This is a genomic window from Betaproteobacteria bacterium, from assembly GCA_009693245.1.
Classification (GTDB): Bacteria; Pseudomonadota; Gammaproteobacteria; order Burkholderiales; family SHXO01; genus SHXO01.
Window position 1 is genome coordinate 1 of record SHXO01000039.1, and the last position, 13,046, is coordinate 13,046.

Consider the following 13,046-nt stretch of genomic DNA (forward strand, 5'->3'; position numbering starts at 1 on the left):
GCCCGGCATCGCGCCGCACACGGTGATGCTCGTCCAACTGCGAGCCATAATGGAGCGGCATATCCCAGCCACCGAAATCCACCATCTTCGCACCCGCGGCGCGATGCTCGGCATTGAGCGTGGTGGTGTTGGGCATGCCTAGTTCGGAAGGTAGAGGCGGTAGCCAGCCGCGCGCAGGTCGCGGGTGTTCAATACCAAGCGCACCGCGACTTCGGTCCCCGGCGCAAATCCCCGCGCTTCGGAATGAGGGGCCGTGAGGTAATCCTTGGGCGCGAATTGCTTCTTGGCGATTTCGTGATCCATCGTGTTGGTCAGGGTAAGTTCCAACGTGGGGAATGCTTGCAGGTATTCGGCCCGGTTTCGCACGGTCGCCACCAACAGCACTTCCTGCGGGCGCGAGGGGTCTATCACCTGCAAGTCCGAGCTTTCAATAAAAAGGCTCTCGGGAAACCTTGGCAAGGGAACTTCGCAAGACAGGGGGCCGCACAGAGCCACCAGAGCGGGGCGAAGGCCCGGATACGCCATCGCCACTTGCGCGCGAAAAAAGAAGAGCAACTGCGCCAGAGCCAGCAGCCCAAGCAAACACACGCCCGCGAACCAGGCCCACACCGGACCGCGCCATTTGCGGATGCCCGCGTTGAGATCGAACAAATCCTCCGGCAGGGTGAGCATCTCGATTCTGCCTCGTGCCGGCATTGCGGCGGGCACGGCCATCTCGCTTGCGCGCGCCACGGCAAAGGCCCCCGGTTGCGCGGGTACAGGCTTCTCCCATGCGGGCCGCTCCGGGCTAAGCGGCGGCGGATCTTCGCTTTTCCCAGGGGTCCGCGCCGTCAGGCTGGCGAAGGCATCGAACACGGTGGCGCAACGTCCGCAACGTACTTGTCCGTTGCACGCTTGGAGCTGTTGAACCGTCACCCGAAAATAGGTCCGGCATGAGGAGCAGCGGGTGTACATGCTCACGGCGCTAGCGCTCCTGCTTGTCCGGCAAGCTTCGCCGCCCAACCAGAGACGTCCAGCCGTCATCCGGTTCGAAGGGCACGAGTTTCACCCAAGGTGCATAGGATTCCATCACTTCGCTTACCTGTCTATCGAGGATTCCCGCTAGGATCAAATGTCCTCCCACGCGCACTTGCGCGGCCAGCAATGGGGCAAGCACTCGCAGAGGGTTCGCCAGTATATTGGCCACCACAATGTCATAGCTGCGATGCGCTGGCAAGTCTTCCGGCAAGACCCAGTCGATGCCGGCATCGTTGGCAGTCGCGTTGCTGCTTGCCGTTCGCAACGCCTGGGCATCGATGTCGGTCCCCACCACATCGAGGCCGCCCAATTTCTTCGCGGCAATGGCGAGGATGCCAGACCCGCACCCGTAATCCAGCACTGCCTCCCCGCCCTTTAGGTTTGCGGCCAGCCAACGCAAGCATTGCCGGGTGGTGGGATGGGCACCCGTGCCGAAAGCGAGTCCAGGATCCAATCTTAGGTTAATGATTTGCGGCACGGGTGCCTCATGCCACGAAGGAACGATCCAAAGACGCTCCGAGATTTGGATGGGTGCAAATTGCGCCTGTGTTTCGCGCACCCAATCGTGATCGTGGACGGTTTCAACGCTGAAGGCGGGAAGTGTCTCAACACCGGCGGCCTCGCACGCGTCGCGCAGGATTTTCTCAACTCCGGCGTTCTCTGGAACCAGTACCCGAAACTGGGTAAGGCTCCAATGAGAATCGGAGTTCCAGTCAGGCTCCGCAAAGACAGGCACTTCCTGGGGCCCGCCCGCGTGCGCGTCAGCGACATCCACGGACATTGCCCCCAGGGCTAGAAAGGCGTCGGAGAGAGGCTCGGCGAAGCTAGGATCAATCTTAAAAGTAAGCGCTAACCACACTGAATTTCGAGCCTGGGCCTATATGTAGGGCTTAATCGCCGCGAACCTGCTTGGCCAGTTTCTCCTCCAGATAATGGATGCTGGTACCGCCGCGAACAAAGGCCGAATCCAGCATGAGCTCCTGGTGCAAGGGCAAATTCGTGTCGATCCCCTCCACGATCATTTCGGACAAGGCAATGCGCATCTTGGCGATAGCCTGGTCCCTGGTATCGCCCCAGGTGATGACCTTTCCAATGAGCGAATCGTAATAGGGCGGAACGAAATAGTTGGTGTAGGCATGGGAATCCACTCGCACACCGAGCCCGCCCGGCACGTGAAAGGACGTGATGCGCCCGGGCGATGGCGTGAATTTGTAGGGATGCTCGGCGTTGATGCGGCATTCCAAGGCATGGCCCTTGAAAACAATATCCTTCTGCCGCAAGACCATCTTTTCCCCGGCGGCAATGCGGATTTGCATCTGCACGATGTCCACACCCGTGATCATTTCAGACACTGGGTGCTCCACCTGAACACGGGTATTCATCTCGATGAAAAAAAACTGCCCGTTTTCGTAGAGAAACTCGAAGGTACCCGCACCCCGGTAACCGATCTTGCGACACGCTTCCGCGCAGCGCTCGCCCATGCGCGCCTTTAGGCGGGGATTGATCAAGGGGGCAGGCGCCTCCTCGATGATTTTCTGGTGGCGGCGTTGCATGGAGCAATCGCGGTCGCCCAAATACACCGCGTTCTTGTATTCGTCGGCAAGCACCTGGATTTCCACGTGCCGCGGTTTTTCCAGGAATTTCTCCATGTAGACCATGGGATTTCCAAAGGCCGCCTTAGCCTCCGTCCGGGTCATGTTGACCGCGTTGAGTAGGGCCGCCTCCGTGTGCACCACGCGCATTCCCCGGCCGCCACCTCCGCCCGAAGCCTTTACGATGATCGGGTAGCCGACCCCCCGGGCGATCTTGATGATTTCCTCCGGCTTTTCCGGTAATGCGCCTTCGGATCCATGGACAACCGGAACCCCAGCCTTGATCATCGCTTGTTTCGCACTCACCTTATCGCCCATCAGCCGGATGGTTTCCGCCCGCGGGCCTATGAATACAAAACCGCTTTTCTCCACGCGCTCGGCAAAATCCGCGTTCTCTGAAAGGAACCCATAGCCAGGATGAATGGCTTCGGCGTCCGTGACCTCCGCCGCGCTGATGATGGCCGGTATATTCAGGTAACTCTGAGTGGGGGAGGGCGGGCCAATGCACACGGACTCGTCGGCCAGCTTGACGTACTTCGCCTCGGCATCGGCTTCCGAATGCACCACGACGGTTTTGATGCCCAATTCGCGGCACGCGCGCTGAACGCGCAAGGCGATCTCGCCCCGGTTGGCGATGAGGATTTTTCCAAACATGGCGGGTTTTCGCACCAGCGGCGGGGAACGTAAGGACACCATGACGATTAGTTAGCTTCTAACCGAGGAGAAATAACGGCTCTCCGTATTCGACCGGCTGCCCATTCTCGACGTAGACTTCCTTGACCACGCCGCCTTGGTCTGCCTCGATTTCATTGAGCAACTTCATCGCCTCGATGATGCAAAGAGTATCCCCAGGGCTGACTTTCGCCCCAATATCGACGAATGGCTTCGAGCCCGGCGAGGCCGAGCGGTAGAAGGTACCCACCATGGGCGACTTCACGATATGTCCCTCTGGGGGAGCAGCTGCGGCCGGTGCCGCCGGCGCATCGGAACCTGCAGGAGCCGGCTGGACAGCAGGCGCGGGATGGGTAGGTACTGGAGCCGCCGGTGGCGCGTACGCCACGACCGCGCCTTGGCGCGAGAGGCTAGCGATACGCACGCGCTCCTCACCCTCGGTAACTTCCAGCTCCGCGATGCCCGATCCCTGCACGAGATCGATCAGTTTCTTGAGTTTCCTAAGATCCATTTATTAGCCCCTTGAGTGGTGGGAAAGGGCGTAGTCCAAGGCCAGTTCGTAGCCTTTGGCCCCCAGGCCGCACACCATCCCCACAGCCAAATCCGTGAAATAGGAATGGTGGCGAAAGGGTTCGCGTGCAAATACGTTGGAAAGATGCACCTCGATAAAAGGCAGCTTGACCGCGGCTAGCGCATCTCGGAGGGCGACACTGGTATGGGTAAACGCTGCCGGATTGATGATGATGAATTGAGTTCCGTCTGTTTGTGCGAGGTGAATTCGCTCGATGAGCACCAATTCGGAGTTACTTTGCAGGAATTGCAGGGAGATTCCAGCTTCTTCCGCTAGCTCCATGAGGCGGATTCTGATGGATTCCAATGTCACCTGGCCATAGAGCCCAGGTTCGCGAGTACCAAGCAGGTTAAGGTTTGGGCCATTGAGGACGAGTACCTTGCTCAACTCCTTCGCCTGCCCCCCCCTTTTCCCCGCCCTTCCACCAGCCGCCTTGGAGAGTGTCATAAAGGCGAGTTTGCCGGAATATCGGCGAAGTTGTCCAGAGTTTCAATGATTTTTGACATCCCCCCCGATAAATTAGGCTACGGGTCAGAGTAGCGGCAGAAGCAGATTTTCAAGTTTCGCGTCGTTGACCCCCCCCAACTCCGCCTTCACGATGCGCCCTGACCTGTCGATGAACACCGTGAAAGGAAGGGCACCCACCTCATTGCCCGCGAGGCGCACCAGTTCCAGGCCGTCAAGCCCGGCGATCAAGAGCGGATAATTCACACCCAATTCAATGGAGAATGGCTTGACCCGCGCCAAGTCATCGAGCGCGATGCCGACCACTTGCACGCCTTTAGCACCAAATTTATGCTGAATTCTGACCAAAGCCGGAATCTCCTCACGGCAGGGCGCACACCAAGTGGCCCAGAAATTCACCACCACCACCTTCCCCTTCCAATCGGAGATTTTGGTCTGTTTACCGTTGAGATCGGGTAACTGGGAGGAAGTAACCGCAGCGGAAGAATCTTGCCCCGGCACTCTGACGGAAGCAGTTTCACCTCCTTGGCGCACGAAGTACCATGAGGCCAGCGCTATGGTGGCCACCACCACGATCAAAAGGGTCTGTCGCGTGATACCTCTCACGGGGCGGCTCATCGAGTGCGCGCTGGTTTCGGCGCCGTGCCGGGAATGGTTTCCACGTTCGCGAGCCACACCGTCGCTTCGCTGTCGCTTGGCGCGCGGTAGTCGCTGCGGGGCGAGAGGGATCCCCCGGAACCCACCTTGGGGCCATTGGGGATGGCGCTGCGCTTGTATTGCGAAAACTGGAAGAAGCGCAAAAGAAAGACGCGTAGCCACTTCTTGATACCGGCGATGTCGTACTCGTGCCGCAGCGCCAGGGGAATATCGGGCCATTGACCCACGGAACGGTCACGCCACGCGCTCCATGCCATGAAGGCCACCTTGCTCGGTAGGTAGCCAAATCTCAGCAGGTAGTAGAGGTGGAAATCCTGCAATTCATAGGGCCCCACCACCGCTTCGGTGCTCTGGGCAGGGTCTGCCTCGCTCTGGCCCGGCACCAGTTCGGGGCTGATGGTGGTATCGAGCACATCAGCTAGCACCGCGCTTACTTCGGTGCCCAATTGATTCGTGCGGACTGCGTAGCGAATGAGGAACTGAATGAGGGTCTTGGGTACGCTGGCGTTCAAATGATAGTGAGCCATATGATCGCCCACGCCGTAGGTGCACCACCCGAGCGCCAATTCCGAGAGATCGCTGGTCCCGATCACCGGGGCGTTGTGGGCGTTGGCCAGCCGAAACAAATGACTACTGCGCTCGCCTGCTTGCACATTCTCGAAAGTGACGTCGTACACCGGCTTTCCCTCGGCGAAGGGGTGGCCGATGTCCTTGAACATCTGCATGCAACTCGGGCGGATATCGGCCTCGCGGGCGGTACACCCCACGCTTTTCATAAGGCGCCGGGATTGATCCAGGGTGCGCTCGCTGGTGGCGAAGCCGGGCATGGTGTAGCCCAGGATATGGCCTCTCGGCAGCCCCATGACATCCATGGCCCGCGCGCAAACGATAAGCGCCTGCGTCGAATCCAATCCACCCGAAATGCCAATGACCACCTTGTCCGACTTCATCGAACGCAGGCGCTTGACCAATCCTTGCACCTGGATTTCATACACCTCATGACACCGGGCATCGCGGGTAGCCGGGTCCGAGGGCACATAAGGGAAGCGCTCGTAGGTGCGAGAGAGCGGCAGATTCGCCTCCCGTGGCATATCCAGCGGGACCGAGACCGTGCGAAACTCCTTCACCGTTTCCCGGTAGCGCGCCAAGGATTGCCCAAAGGTATTGGTCCGCATGCGATCCTGGGCAATGCGGTCCAGGTCGATATCGCCCGCCACCAGATGAGAGGCGTAGGAAAACCGCTCCGTTTCCGCTAGGCAGGAGCCATTCTCATAGATCATGCCGTGGCCGTCCCAAGCCAAGTCCGTCGTGGATTCCCCATAGCCCGCCGCGCAATACAGATAAGCACTCACGCAGCGCCCGGATTGGTTGGCCACCAATTGCCGCCGGTATTCGTCCTTTCCCACGGTGATGTTGGAGGCGGAAAGATTCACCAGCACCGTCGCTCCCGCCATCGCCGCGATAGATGACGGCGGAACGGGGGTCCACAGATCCTCGCAAATCTCCACGAAGAAGGTAAGGAGTGGCTGCCGCGGAACCTGAAACAACAACCGCGTACCGAAGGGAACTGCGCTCTGCCCGCACAGATCGATTTCCTTGCGAGGACAGTAATCGCCAGGCGTGAACTGGCGCAGCTCGTAGAACTCGCGGTAGTTGGGCAAATAGGTTTTGGGCACCACACCAAATAAGCGGCCTTCGCAAAACACAGCGGCGCAGTTGTATAACAAGCCGCCGATTTGCAAGGGCAAGCCCGCCACCCCAATCACCGGCAGATGCTTCGTGCCGCCGAGAAGCTTTGTGAGCGCATCGCGCGATGCATCCAGCAAAGCCTGCTGGTGAAACAAATCCTCGCAGGAATAGGCCGAGAGGCCCAATTCCGGAAACACACAGAGCATGGCCCGCTCGCCCGCGGCGCGCTCCATCAACGCCACCGTTTGGCCCACATTGAAGGGCGGATCGGCCACGCGGACCTCAGGAACCGCAACCGCGGCACGAATGAAATTGTGGTTGTATAAATTGAAGAAGGACACGTTGGAGGCTGTCGTCACTTATGGCCCATAGAGCGCAAACGTCTCTCCAGGGGATTTACAAGGGGATACCCCTTGTACGTTCCTGAGGGATAAACAAAGGGGTGCTCCCCTTGTTCGTAACATGTATTTTCGCGGCATACCACCCTTCCTTCTTCGTTTCGGTCGGCTTGGTCACTGAGCTAGGTCAATACTATAGAGAACTTACCAGGTGTCCGCCATCCACCGCTATTACGGAGCCGGTCATGAATTCCGAAGCGTCCGAGGCTAGGAGAAGTAGCGGCCCGTCGAGATGTTCGGGTTTTCCCAACCGGCGTTGCGGTATTCGTCTGATTAGCGTTTGCCCAGCCTCGCTCTGGAAGAACTCCCGGTTAAGGTCCGTTTCGATGTAGCCAGGGGCCAAGGCATTCACGCGAATCTTGTAGCGCGCTAGCTCCAGGGCCATGGCCTTGGTCAGTTGGATCAATCCCGCCTTCGATGCCGCGTAGGGTGACACCGCCCCCGCCACGCGCAAACCGGTAATGGAGGCGAGGTTGATGATGCTCCCGCCTTTTCCGGAGGCCGCCATATGCTTCGCGGCGGCCTGGGCACACGCCAAGCGCCTGTGAGATTCACGTCCACCACGGCGCTCCAATCGGCCTCCTCCATTTGCAAGAAGGGCTTCGTGTTGGCCACACCGGCGTTATTCACGAGGATCTCCAGGCCACCCATCTCTTGCACCGCGTTCGCAAGCGTGGCCGTTACGCTCGCGCCATCGAGCACGTCCATGCCAAGGGCAAAGGCGCCGTGGCCCTGTTGCTTGAGTTCCATCGCGATGGACTGGCCCAACTCGATACGCCGGCCCGCCAACACCACTTTGACGCCATGCCCCGCCAGAGTCTTAGCGAAATGAAGCCCCAGCCCGCTGAAGGCCCCGGTGACCAACGCCGTCTTTCCCTTTAAATCAGGAAACATCGCTCTTCTGCAACGGCCCCGTATAAAAATTCGGCCAGCGCTTCAATACCATGGGGCTGCTGGCCGCATAGGTGTGGCAGGAATTAAGCAAGGGCGGGCGCCTGTTCGGATCTTCCGCGCGTTTAACGCGCGCTGGGTAGATGGTCTGGTAAGCGGTCGTTCCCATGGGACCGAGCATCTCCACCATGTGCGTGCAGCCCTTGACGCCTCCCAAAAGCTCGCGCGTCTTGAGTACCCATCCGGGTTTGATTGTAAGGCCCTTCAATACGCCAAAATCGACGGGGAGATGGGGGCACTGGTTATGCGGCCCGAAATCGGTAACCGCTTCGGCGTCGTGCACCAGGAGATCTGTATCGACGGTCAGGCGCACCCACATGTCGTGAAAATGCTCGCCGGGCTTGACGTTACCGCGCTCGGGCAGCACGACGTCAAAAGTCTTGGTGTCGGTCAGCTGGCCTTCGATATCCCAAAGGCCGTCCTCGCGTAGATAACCACGGCATTCGATGGTGCGGTGATGCATGAGTTTGCGGGGGGCGGCAGAGGAAAGTGGCATGGAGGTCTTCTTAGTACGAAAATTTGGATACGATGCGAGGCGGGCTTGCCCGCCCTACCTTACTACCTAGTTTGCGCGCCCTATAACGTCACGCAGCCGAAATGTCTGAATGATCCCCCAGCAAGCGCTTGCGATCGGCGGCTCTTTGAAGCGTGGCAAGTTGTTCCTTGGCCGGCATTTCCAACCAGTCCGCAATCTCCTTCAACGTACGCCGGCATCCGCGGCATAACCCGAGGGTCTCGTCCATTTCGCAAACTTGCACGCACGGCGAAGGCACGCGCGCGGGCGCTGCCTTCATGCGTGCGCGCGCTCCAGCGCGCGCTTGCGCTTGGCGAGCAACGCCCGGCCAGCACGTGAAGCCGTCTGGCGCTTGAGAACATCACAGATGTACTGCGCAGCGTCAAGCAAGCGGTCCATGCTGATACCGGTTTCGATGCCCATGCCATTCAGCATGTAAACGACGTCCTCGGTGGCGACGTTGCCCGTAGCACCTGGGGAGTAGGGGCATCCGCCCAGGCCCGCGATGGAGGCATCAAAGGTGGATACGCCCACTTCCATGGAGGCCAGGATGTTGGCGAGTGCTTGGCCGTAGGTGTCGTGAAAGTGGCCTCCCAATTGCGCCGGAGGAATGTCGCGCGCCAAGGTCTCCATCAGTAACTTGGTCTCGCCTGGCGTGCCCATTCCAGTGGTGTCGCCTAGCGACACCTCGTAACACCCCATGTCCATGAGCCGCTTGGCGATGTCCGCCACTACCTTTGGGTTGACCGACCCTTCAAACGGACATTCCAGCACGACCGAGATGTAACCGCGCACCTTCATGCCCGAGGCCAGTGCCGTTTTGCACACGGGCGCGAAGCGCTCCATGGATTCCTCGATGCTGCAATTGGTGTTGCGCTGGGAGAAAGATTCCGTTGCAGCGGCGAAACCCGCGATCTCATCCACCCCTGCGGCAAGCGCGCTTTCCAGTCCTTTCATATTGGGTACCAGCACGGGGTAGCTCACGCCAGGCTTACGGCGAATGGTACGCATCACCTCCGAGTGGTCCGCCATCTGCGGTACCCACTTGGGCGACACGAAACTGGTCGCTTCCACCGAAGGCAGGCCGGCGTTGGCGAGGCGGTGGATGAGTTCCACCTTGGCTTCCGTCGGTACGACACCGGGTTCGTTTTGCAATCCATCGCGCGGACCAACGTCCACCAACCGCACTTTCTTGGGTAGATCCATGCTTAACTTCCTTCCGCAGTTTCGATGGAAAGAAGCTGCGCGCCTTCTTTCACTTGGTCGCCGGCCACGTAGAAAATTTCCTTCACCACGCCTTGCGCAGGCGCACTGATGGTGTGTTCCATTTTCATGGCCTCCAAGATGAGCAGGGCTTGGGCTTTGGTCACGCTCTGGCCCGGCTTGACCAGCACTTGGATGATATTGCCAGACATCGGCGCGGCCAGCGAGCCGCCGGCATCCTCGGCCTGCACCGCCTGGGCGGCCTTGAGTTCCAGTCGGCAACTGGTGCCGAAGGCAAACACGGTGATCTCATTCGCGCGCCTGACCACCGTGGCTTGCACCCGCGCCCCGGCAATATCCGCCATCAAGGCATCGTCCCCGGCGAACTCTCCTTTTGCCTCCACCTTGGAGCGCGGCAAGTCCAGCCGATAGCCGCCCTTGCGGTAATGGGCCACCACGCTGCCCACTCCGGTAAATTCGAAGCGATGGTGATTGTCTTGGTTGAGCCGCCAACCATCCGTGGCATTCCACGGCGAATGGGGATCGTTGGAGCGCGCCGCCAATTCTTGCGCTTCGCGCTCGTTGCGCAGTAGCTCCGCCAATACCGCCAAGGCCAAAAATCGGTCGGCGGGTTGCGCGGCCTGGGGAATGAGTTCCGTGCGGTGCCGCTCGATCAAGCCCGTATCTAGACTTTCCAGCTCCGTATGCGCTTGCGCGAAAGCGGGATGGGCAACGATGGCCGCCAGTAAATCGATGTTGGTGGTCACGCCCACCACTTGATACTCCGCCAGCGCCACGTGCATGCGGCGCAGCGCGGCGCCACGGTCACGGTCCCATACGATGAGCTTGGCGATCATGGGATCGTAGTGCACGCCGATTTCGTCGCCTTGCTTGACGCCGGTGTCCACTCGCACGTGGCTGGACGGTTGCGGTTGCCGCAGATGATGAATGACTCCGGCCGTGGGAAGGAAACCCTTGGCGGCGTCCTCGGCGTAGATGCGCGCCTCGATGGCGTGCCCACGGATCGCGAGTTGCTCTTGGGTCAGGGGCAACGCTTCGCCCGCCGCCACGCGCAATTGCCACTCCACCAGATCCAGCCCCGTGATCATTTCCGTGACCGGATGCTCCACCTGCAAGCGCGTGTTCATCTCCATGAAGTAGAAAGCGCCCTGCTCGTCCGCGATGAATTCCACCGTTCCGGCGTTGGTGTAATCCACGGCCAGGGCGGCAGCCACGGCCGTGGAGCCCATCTGCCGGCGCCTTGTCGCGCTCAAACCCGGCGCGGGCGCTTCTTCCAGCACCTTCTGGTGGCGCCGCTGCACGGAACAATCGCGCTCGAATAGATACACCGCGTTCCCGCGCGTATCGGCGAACACTTGCACCTCGATATGGCGCTGGCGCTGCAGATACTTCTCGATCAACAACCGGTCATCGCCAAAGGATGAGGCTGCCTCGCGCTTCGCCCCGGCGATGGCTTCCTTCAACTCGCGGGCACTGTTGACCACGCGCATACCCTTGCCGCCTCCGCCAGCGGAGGCCTTTATGAGCACTGGGTAGCCGGTCTTTTCCGCTTCGGCGTGCAACGTGTCGTAGTCCTGTGCTTCGCCGTGATAGCCCGGCACCAAAGGCACTCCGGCCTTGTGCATGATGTCCTTGGATGCGCTCTTGGAACCCATGGCGCGTATGGCGCTCGCGGGCGGGCCGATGAATATCAATCCCGCCTGCGACACGGCATCGGCGAAAGATGCGTTCTCCGAAAGAAATCCGTAACCGGGATGAACCGCTTGCACGCCAGTGGCCTTGGCTACTTCAAGTATCCGCTCGGCCTTGAGATAACTTTCCCGAGGCGCCGAAGGGCCAATATGGAAGGCTTCGTCGCAGGCGCTCACATGCAGCGCGTTCGCGTCCGCGTCCGAATACACGGCCACGGTGCGAACGCCTAGGCGCTTGCAGGTGCGGGCCACACGCACTGCGATCTCGCCCCTGTTGGCGATGAGAATCTTATCGAACATGGTTATGACTCATCGATCGCATCCGGTGGTTGCGGCGGTGCCAAGGATTGATGAAGGGCGCTCAAACGCCGGTAGATTTGCCACGCCAGGATGGACGACACCGCAAACAGCGCGGCGCCGATCACCGACGAGGTGATGAGCGCATGCGTGGTCACTTGCGTCCAGCCCGCTTGCGAAGTGGCGCACGCCGTCCACTTCTCGAAGAGGTCAGTGGCCATCGCGGGCATCCTCTCGCTGCTCATGCTATTCATCTCGAACACGAAGGTATCGTAGGTGGGTACACCCGTCTGCTTCGTCCGGTTGTACGCCCACAACGCATAGCCCGCCAGCAAATTGATCACGAAGCCCGCCAAGCCCAGCACGCAAAAGAAGGTAAGCACCTTCGCCTTTTGCCGGTCCGCCGCGAGTTCGCTCTTTGCCGCTTCGCTCATGAATGTGGGGTCCATTTCGGAGCGCGCTTTTCCAGGAAAGACGCAATCCCTTCTTGCCCCTCGGCACTCACGCGCAACTTCGCGATCCGGCTGGCGGTATGCTCGACCAACGCACTATCCAGCTTTTCGCGCGCAACGGTCGCGACGAGATCCTTGGTGACCGCCAAGCACTCGGGACCACCCTTGAGTAAATCGGATACAAAGCCTTCCACCGTCTTATCCAACTCCTCATCAGGCACCACGGCGTGCACCAAGCCCATGCGCAGCGCCTCATGCGCGGAGAAGCGCTCCGCCGTCAAGAAGTACCTGCGGGCCATGCGCTGCCCGATGGCCCGTACGACATAAGGGCTAATCACAGCAGGCGTTAATCCAAGCCGCACTTCCGTCAAGGAAAACACGGCGGCCGGCACCGCGACCGCGATATCGCAACAGGCCACGAGTCCCATTCCCCCGGCGAAGGCCGAGCCCTGCAAACGCGCAATGGTTGGCTTGGCGAGTCCGTTCAAGGTGCGCATCAGCTCAGCCAGCGCGCGCGCATCGCGCAAATTCTCGCCCTCCGAGTATGCCGCCATGCGCTTCATCCAATTCAAGTCCGCCCCGGCGGAGAAACTCTTCCCCGCCGCCGCCAGAATAACCATTCGCACCCGCGGATCACTCTCCAGCGCACGTAGTTGCGTAGTCATGGCGGCGATCAAATGATCGTCGAAAGCGTTGTGCACCTCCGGGCGGTTCATGGTCAGAGTGGCAACGCCGCGGGCGTCTACCGATTGAAACAAGTTAGAAGTGGTCATGGCTATCTACGGTTTCTTGGCGACGACTTTGCCGTTCTCCCAGACATAAATCGGTGTGCCGTGCATACGCGCTATCTCTCTTG

General features: G+C 60.0%; 14 protein-coding genes and 1 pseudogene. All 15 read right to left on the reverse strand.

The genetic code is table 11. The features are described from left to right. Positions 1-136: glycine cleavage system protein T (locus tag EXR36_08160; GenBank protein MSQ59603.1), on the reverse strand; the 136-nt coding region annotated here is incomplete at its 3' end. Positions 137-138: 2 nt separating this feature from the next. Beyond that, entirely contained in the window at positions 139-1,023 is an 885-nt protein-coding gene (locus tag EXR36_08165) for a DUF3426 domain-containing protein (GenBank protein ID MSQ59604.1), read from the reverse strand. Continuing rightward, the gene (locus EXR36_08170; protein ID MSQ59605.1) at positions 965-1,876 is read right to left on the reverse strand and encodes a 50S ribosomal protein L11 methyltransferase; all 912 of its coding nucleotides are present in this window, start codon (positions 1,874-1,876) and stop codon (positions 965-967) included. Before EXR36_08170 ends, EXR36_08165 begins: the two co-directional genes overlap by 59 nt. A gap of 31 nt (positions 1,877-1,907) precedes the next feature. Continuing rightward, positions 1,908-3,263, reverse strand: coding sequence for an acetyl-CoA carboxylase biotin carboxylase subunit (gene accC, locus EXR36_08175; GenBank protein ID MSQ59606.1), 1,356 nt, complete (start codon positions 3,261-3,263; stop codon positions 1,908-1,910). Between the two features lie 58 nt (positions 3,264-3,321). Further along, positions 3,322-3,792: an acetyl-CoA carboxylase biotin carboxyl carrier protein gene (locus EXR36_08180; GenBank protein MSQ59607.1), complete on the reverse strand. Its 471-nt coding sequence runs from the start codon at positions 3,790-3,792 to the stop codon at positions 3,322-3,324. 3 nt (positions 3,793-3,795) lie between these two features. Then, a complete protein-coding gene (gene aroQ, locus EXR36_08185) occupies positions 3,796-4,299 on the reverse strand; it encodes a type II 3-dehydroquinate dehydratase (GenBank protein MSQ59608.1) in 504 nt (167 codons plus the stop codon). Between the two features lie 84 nt (positions 4,300-4,383). After that, complete coding sequence (locus tag EXR36_08190; protein ID MSQ59609.1) at positions 4,384-4,935, reverse strand: TlpA family protein disulfide reductase; 552 nt, start codon at positions 4,933-4,935, stop codon at positions 4,384-4,386. Next, positions 4,932-7,004: an NAD(+) synthase gene (locus EXR36_08195; GenBank protein ID MSQ59610.1), complete on the reverse strand. Its 2,073-nt coding sequence runs from the start codon at positions 7,002-7,004 to the stop codon at positions 4,932-4,934. Before EXR36_08195 ends, EXR36_08190 begins: the two co-directional genes overlap by 4 nt. A gap of 190 nt (positions 7,005-7,194) precedes the next feature. Next, a pseudogene (locus tag EXR36_08200) lies at positions 7,195-7,955 on the reverse strand (glucose 1-dehydrogenase). Beyond that, positions 7,945-8,508 (reverse strand): DUF2889 domain-containing protein, encoded by a 564-nt coding sequence (locus EXR36_08205; GenBank protein ID MSQ59611.1) that lies wholly within the window; start codon positions 8,506-8,508, stop codon positions 7,945-7,947. Before EXR36_08205 ends, EXR36_08200 begins: the two are co-directional and overlap by 11 nt. Before the next feature lie 88 nt (positions 8,509-8,596). Then, positions 8,597-8,806, reverse strand: coding sequence for a DUF1289 domain-containing protein (locus EXR36_08210; protein MSQ59612.1), 210 nt, complete (start codon positions 8,804-8,806; stop codon positions 8,597-8,599). After that, positions 8,803-9,732 (reverse strand): hydroxymethylglutaryl-CoA lyase, encoded by a 930-nt coding sequence (locus EXR36_08215; GenBank protein ID MSQ59613.1) that lies wholly within the window; start codon positions 9,730-9,732, stop codon positions 8,803-8,805. Before EXR36_08215 ends, EXR36_08210 begins: the two co-directional genes overlap by 4 nt. A 2-nt stretch (positions 9,733-9,734) precedes the next feature. Next, positions 9,735-11,741, reverse strand: coding sequence for an acetyl/propionyl/methylcrotonyl-CoA carboxylase subunit alpha (locus EXR36_08220; protein MSQ59614.1), 2,007 nt, complete (start codon positions 11,739-11,741; stop codon positions 9,735-9,737). A 2-nt stretch (positions 11,742-11,743) separates the two neighbouring features. Further along, positions 11,744-12,172 carry a hypothetical protein gene (locus EXR36_08225; GenBank protein MSQ59615.1) on the reverse strand — a complete coding sequence of 143 codons (429 nt, stop codon included), beginning with the start codon at positions 12,170-12,172 and terminating at the stop codon, positions 11,744-11,746. Next, entirely contained in the window at positions 12,169-12,963 is a 795-nt protein-coding gene (locus EXR36_08230; GenBank protein MSQ59616.1) for an enoyl-CoA hydratase/isomerase family protein, read from the reverse strand. Before EXR36_08230 ends, EXR36_08225 begins: the two co-directional genes overlap by 4 nt. Positions 12,964-13,046: the final 83 nt, after the last annotated feature.

What these genes read in the sequence shown, in the direction of transcription:
- EXR36_08165 (MSQ59604.1), bottom strand. Translation starts at nt 1,023, where the DNA reads ATGACGGCTGGACGTCTCTGGTTGGGCGGCGAAGCTTGCCGGACAAGC.
- accC (MSQ59606.1), bottom strand. Translation starts at nt 3,263, where the DNA reads ATGTTTGGAAAAATCCTCATCGCCAACCGGGGCGAGATCGCCTTGCGC.
- EXR36_08180 (MSQ59607.1), bottom strand. Translation starts at nt 3,792, where the DNA reads ATGGATCTTAGGAAACTCAAGAAACTGATCGATCTCGTGCAGGGATCG.
- aroQ (MSQ59608.1), bottom strand. Translation starts at nt 4,299, where the DNA reads ATGACACTCTCCAAGGCGGCTGGTGGAAGGGCGGGGAAAAGGGGGGGG.
- EXR36_08190 (MSQ59609.1), bottom strand. Translation starts at nt 4,935, where the DNA reads ATGAGCCGCCCCGTGAGAGGTATCACGCGACAGACCCTTTTGATCGTG.
- EXR36_08205 (MSQ59611.1), bottom strand. Translation starts at nt 8,508, where the DNA reads ATGCCACTTTCCTCTGCCGCCCCCCGCAAACTCATGCATCACCGCACC.
- EXR36_08210 (MSQ59612.1), bottom strand. Translation starts at nt 8,806, where the DNA reads ATGAAGGCAGCGCCCGCGCGCGTGCCTTCGCCGTGCGTGCAAGTTTGC.
- EXR36_08215 (MSQ59613.1), bottom strand. Translation starts at nt 9,732, where the DNA reads ATGGATCTACCCAAGAAAGTGCGGTTGGTGGACGTTGGTCCGCGCGAT.
- EXR36_08220 (MSQ59614.1), bottom strand. Translation starts at nt 11,741, where the DNA reads ATGTTCGATAAGATTCTCATCGCCAACAGGGGCGAGATCGCAGTGCGT.
- EXR36_08225 (MSQ59615.1), bottom strand. Translation starts at nt 12,172, where the DNA reads ATGAGCGAAGCGGCAAAGAGCGAACTCGCGGCGGACCGGCAAAAGGCG.
- EXR36_08230 (MSQ59616.1), bottom strand. Translation starts at nt 12,963, where the DNA reads ATGACCACTTCTAACTTGTTTCAATCGGTAGACGCCCGCGGCGTTGCC.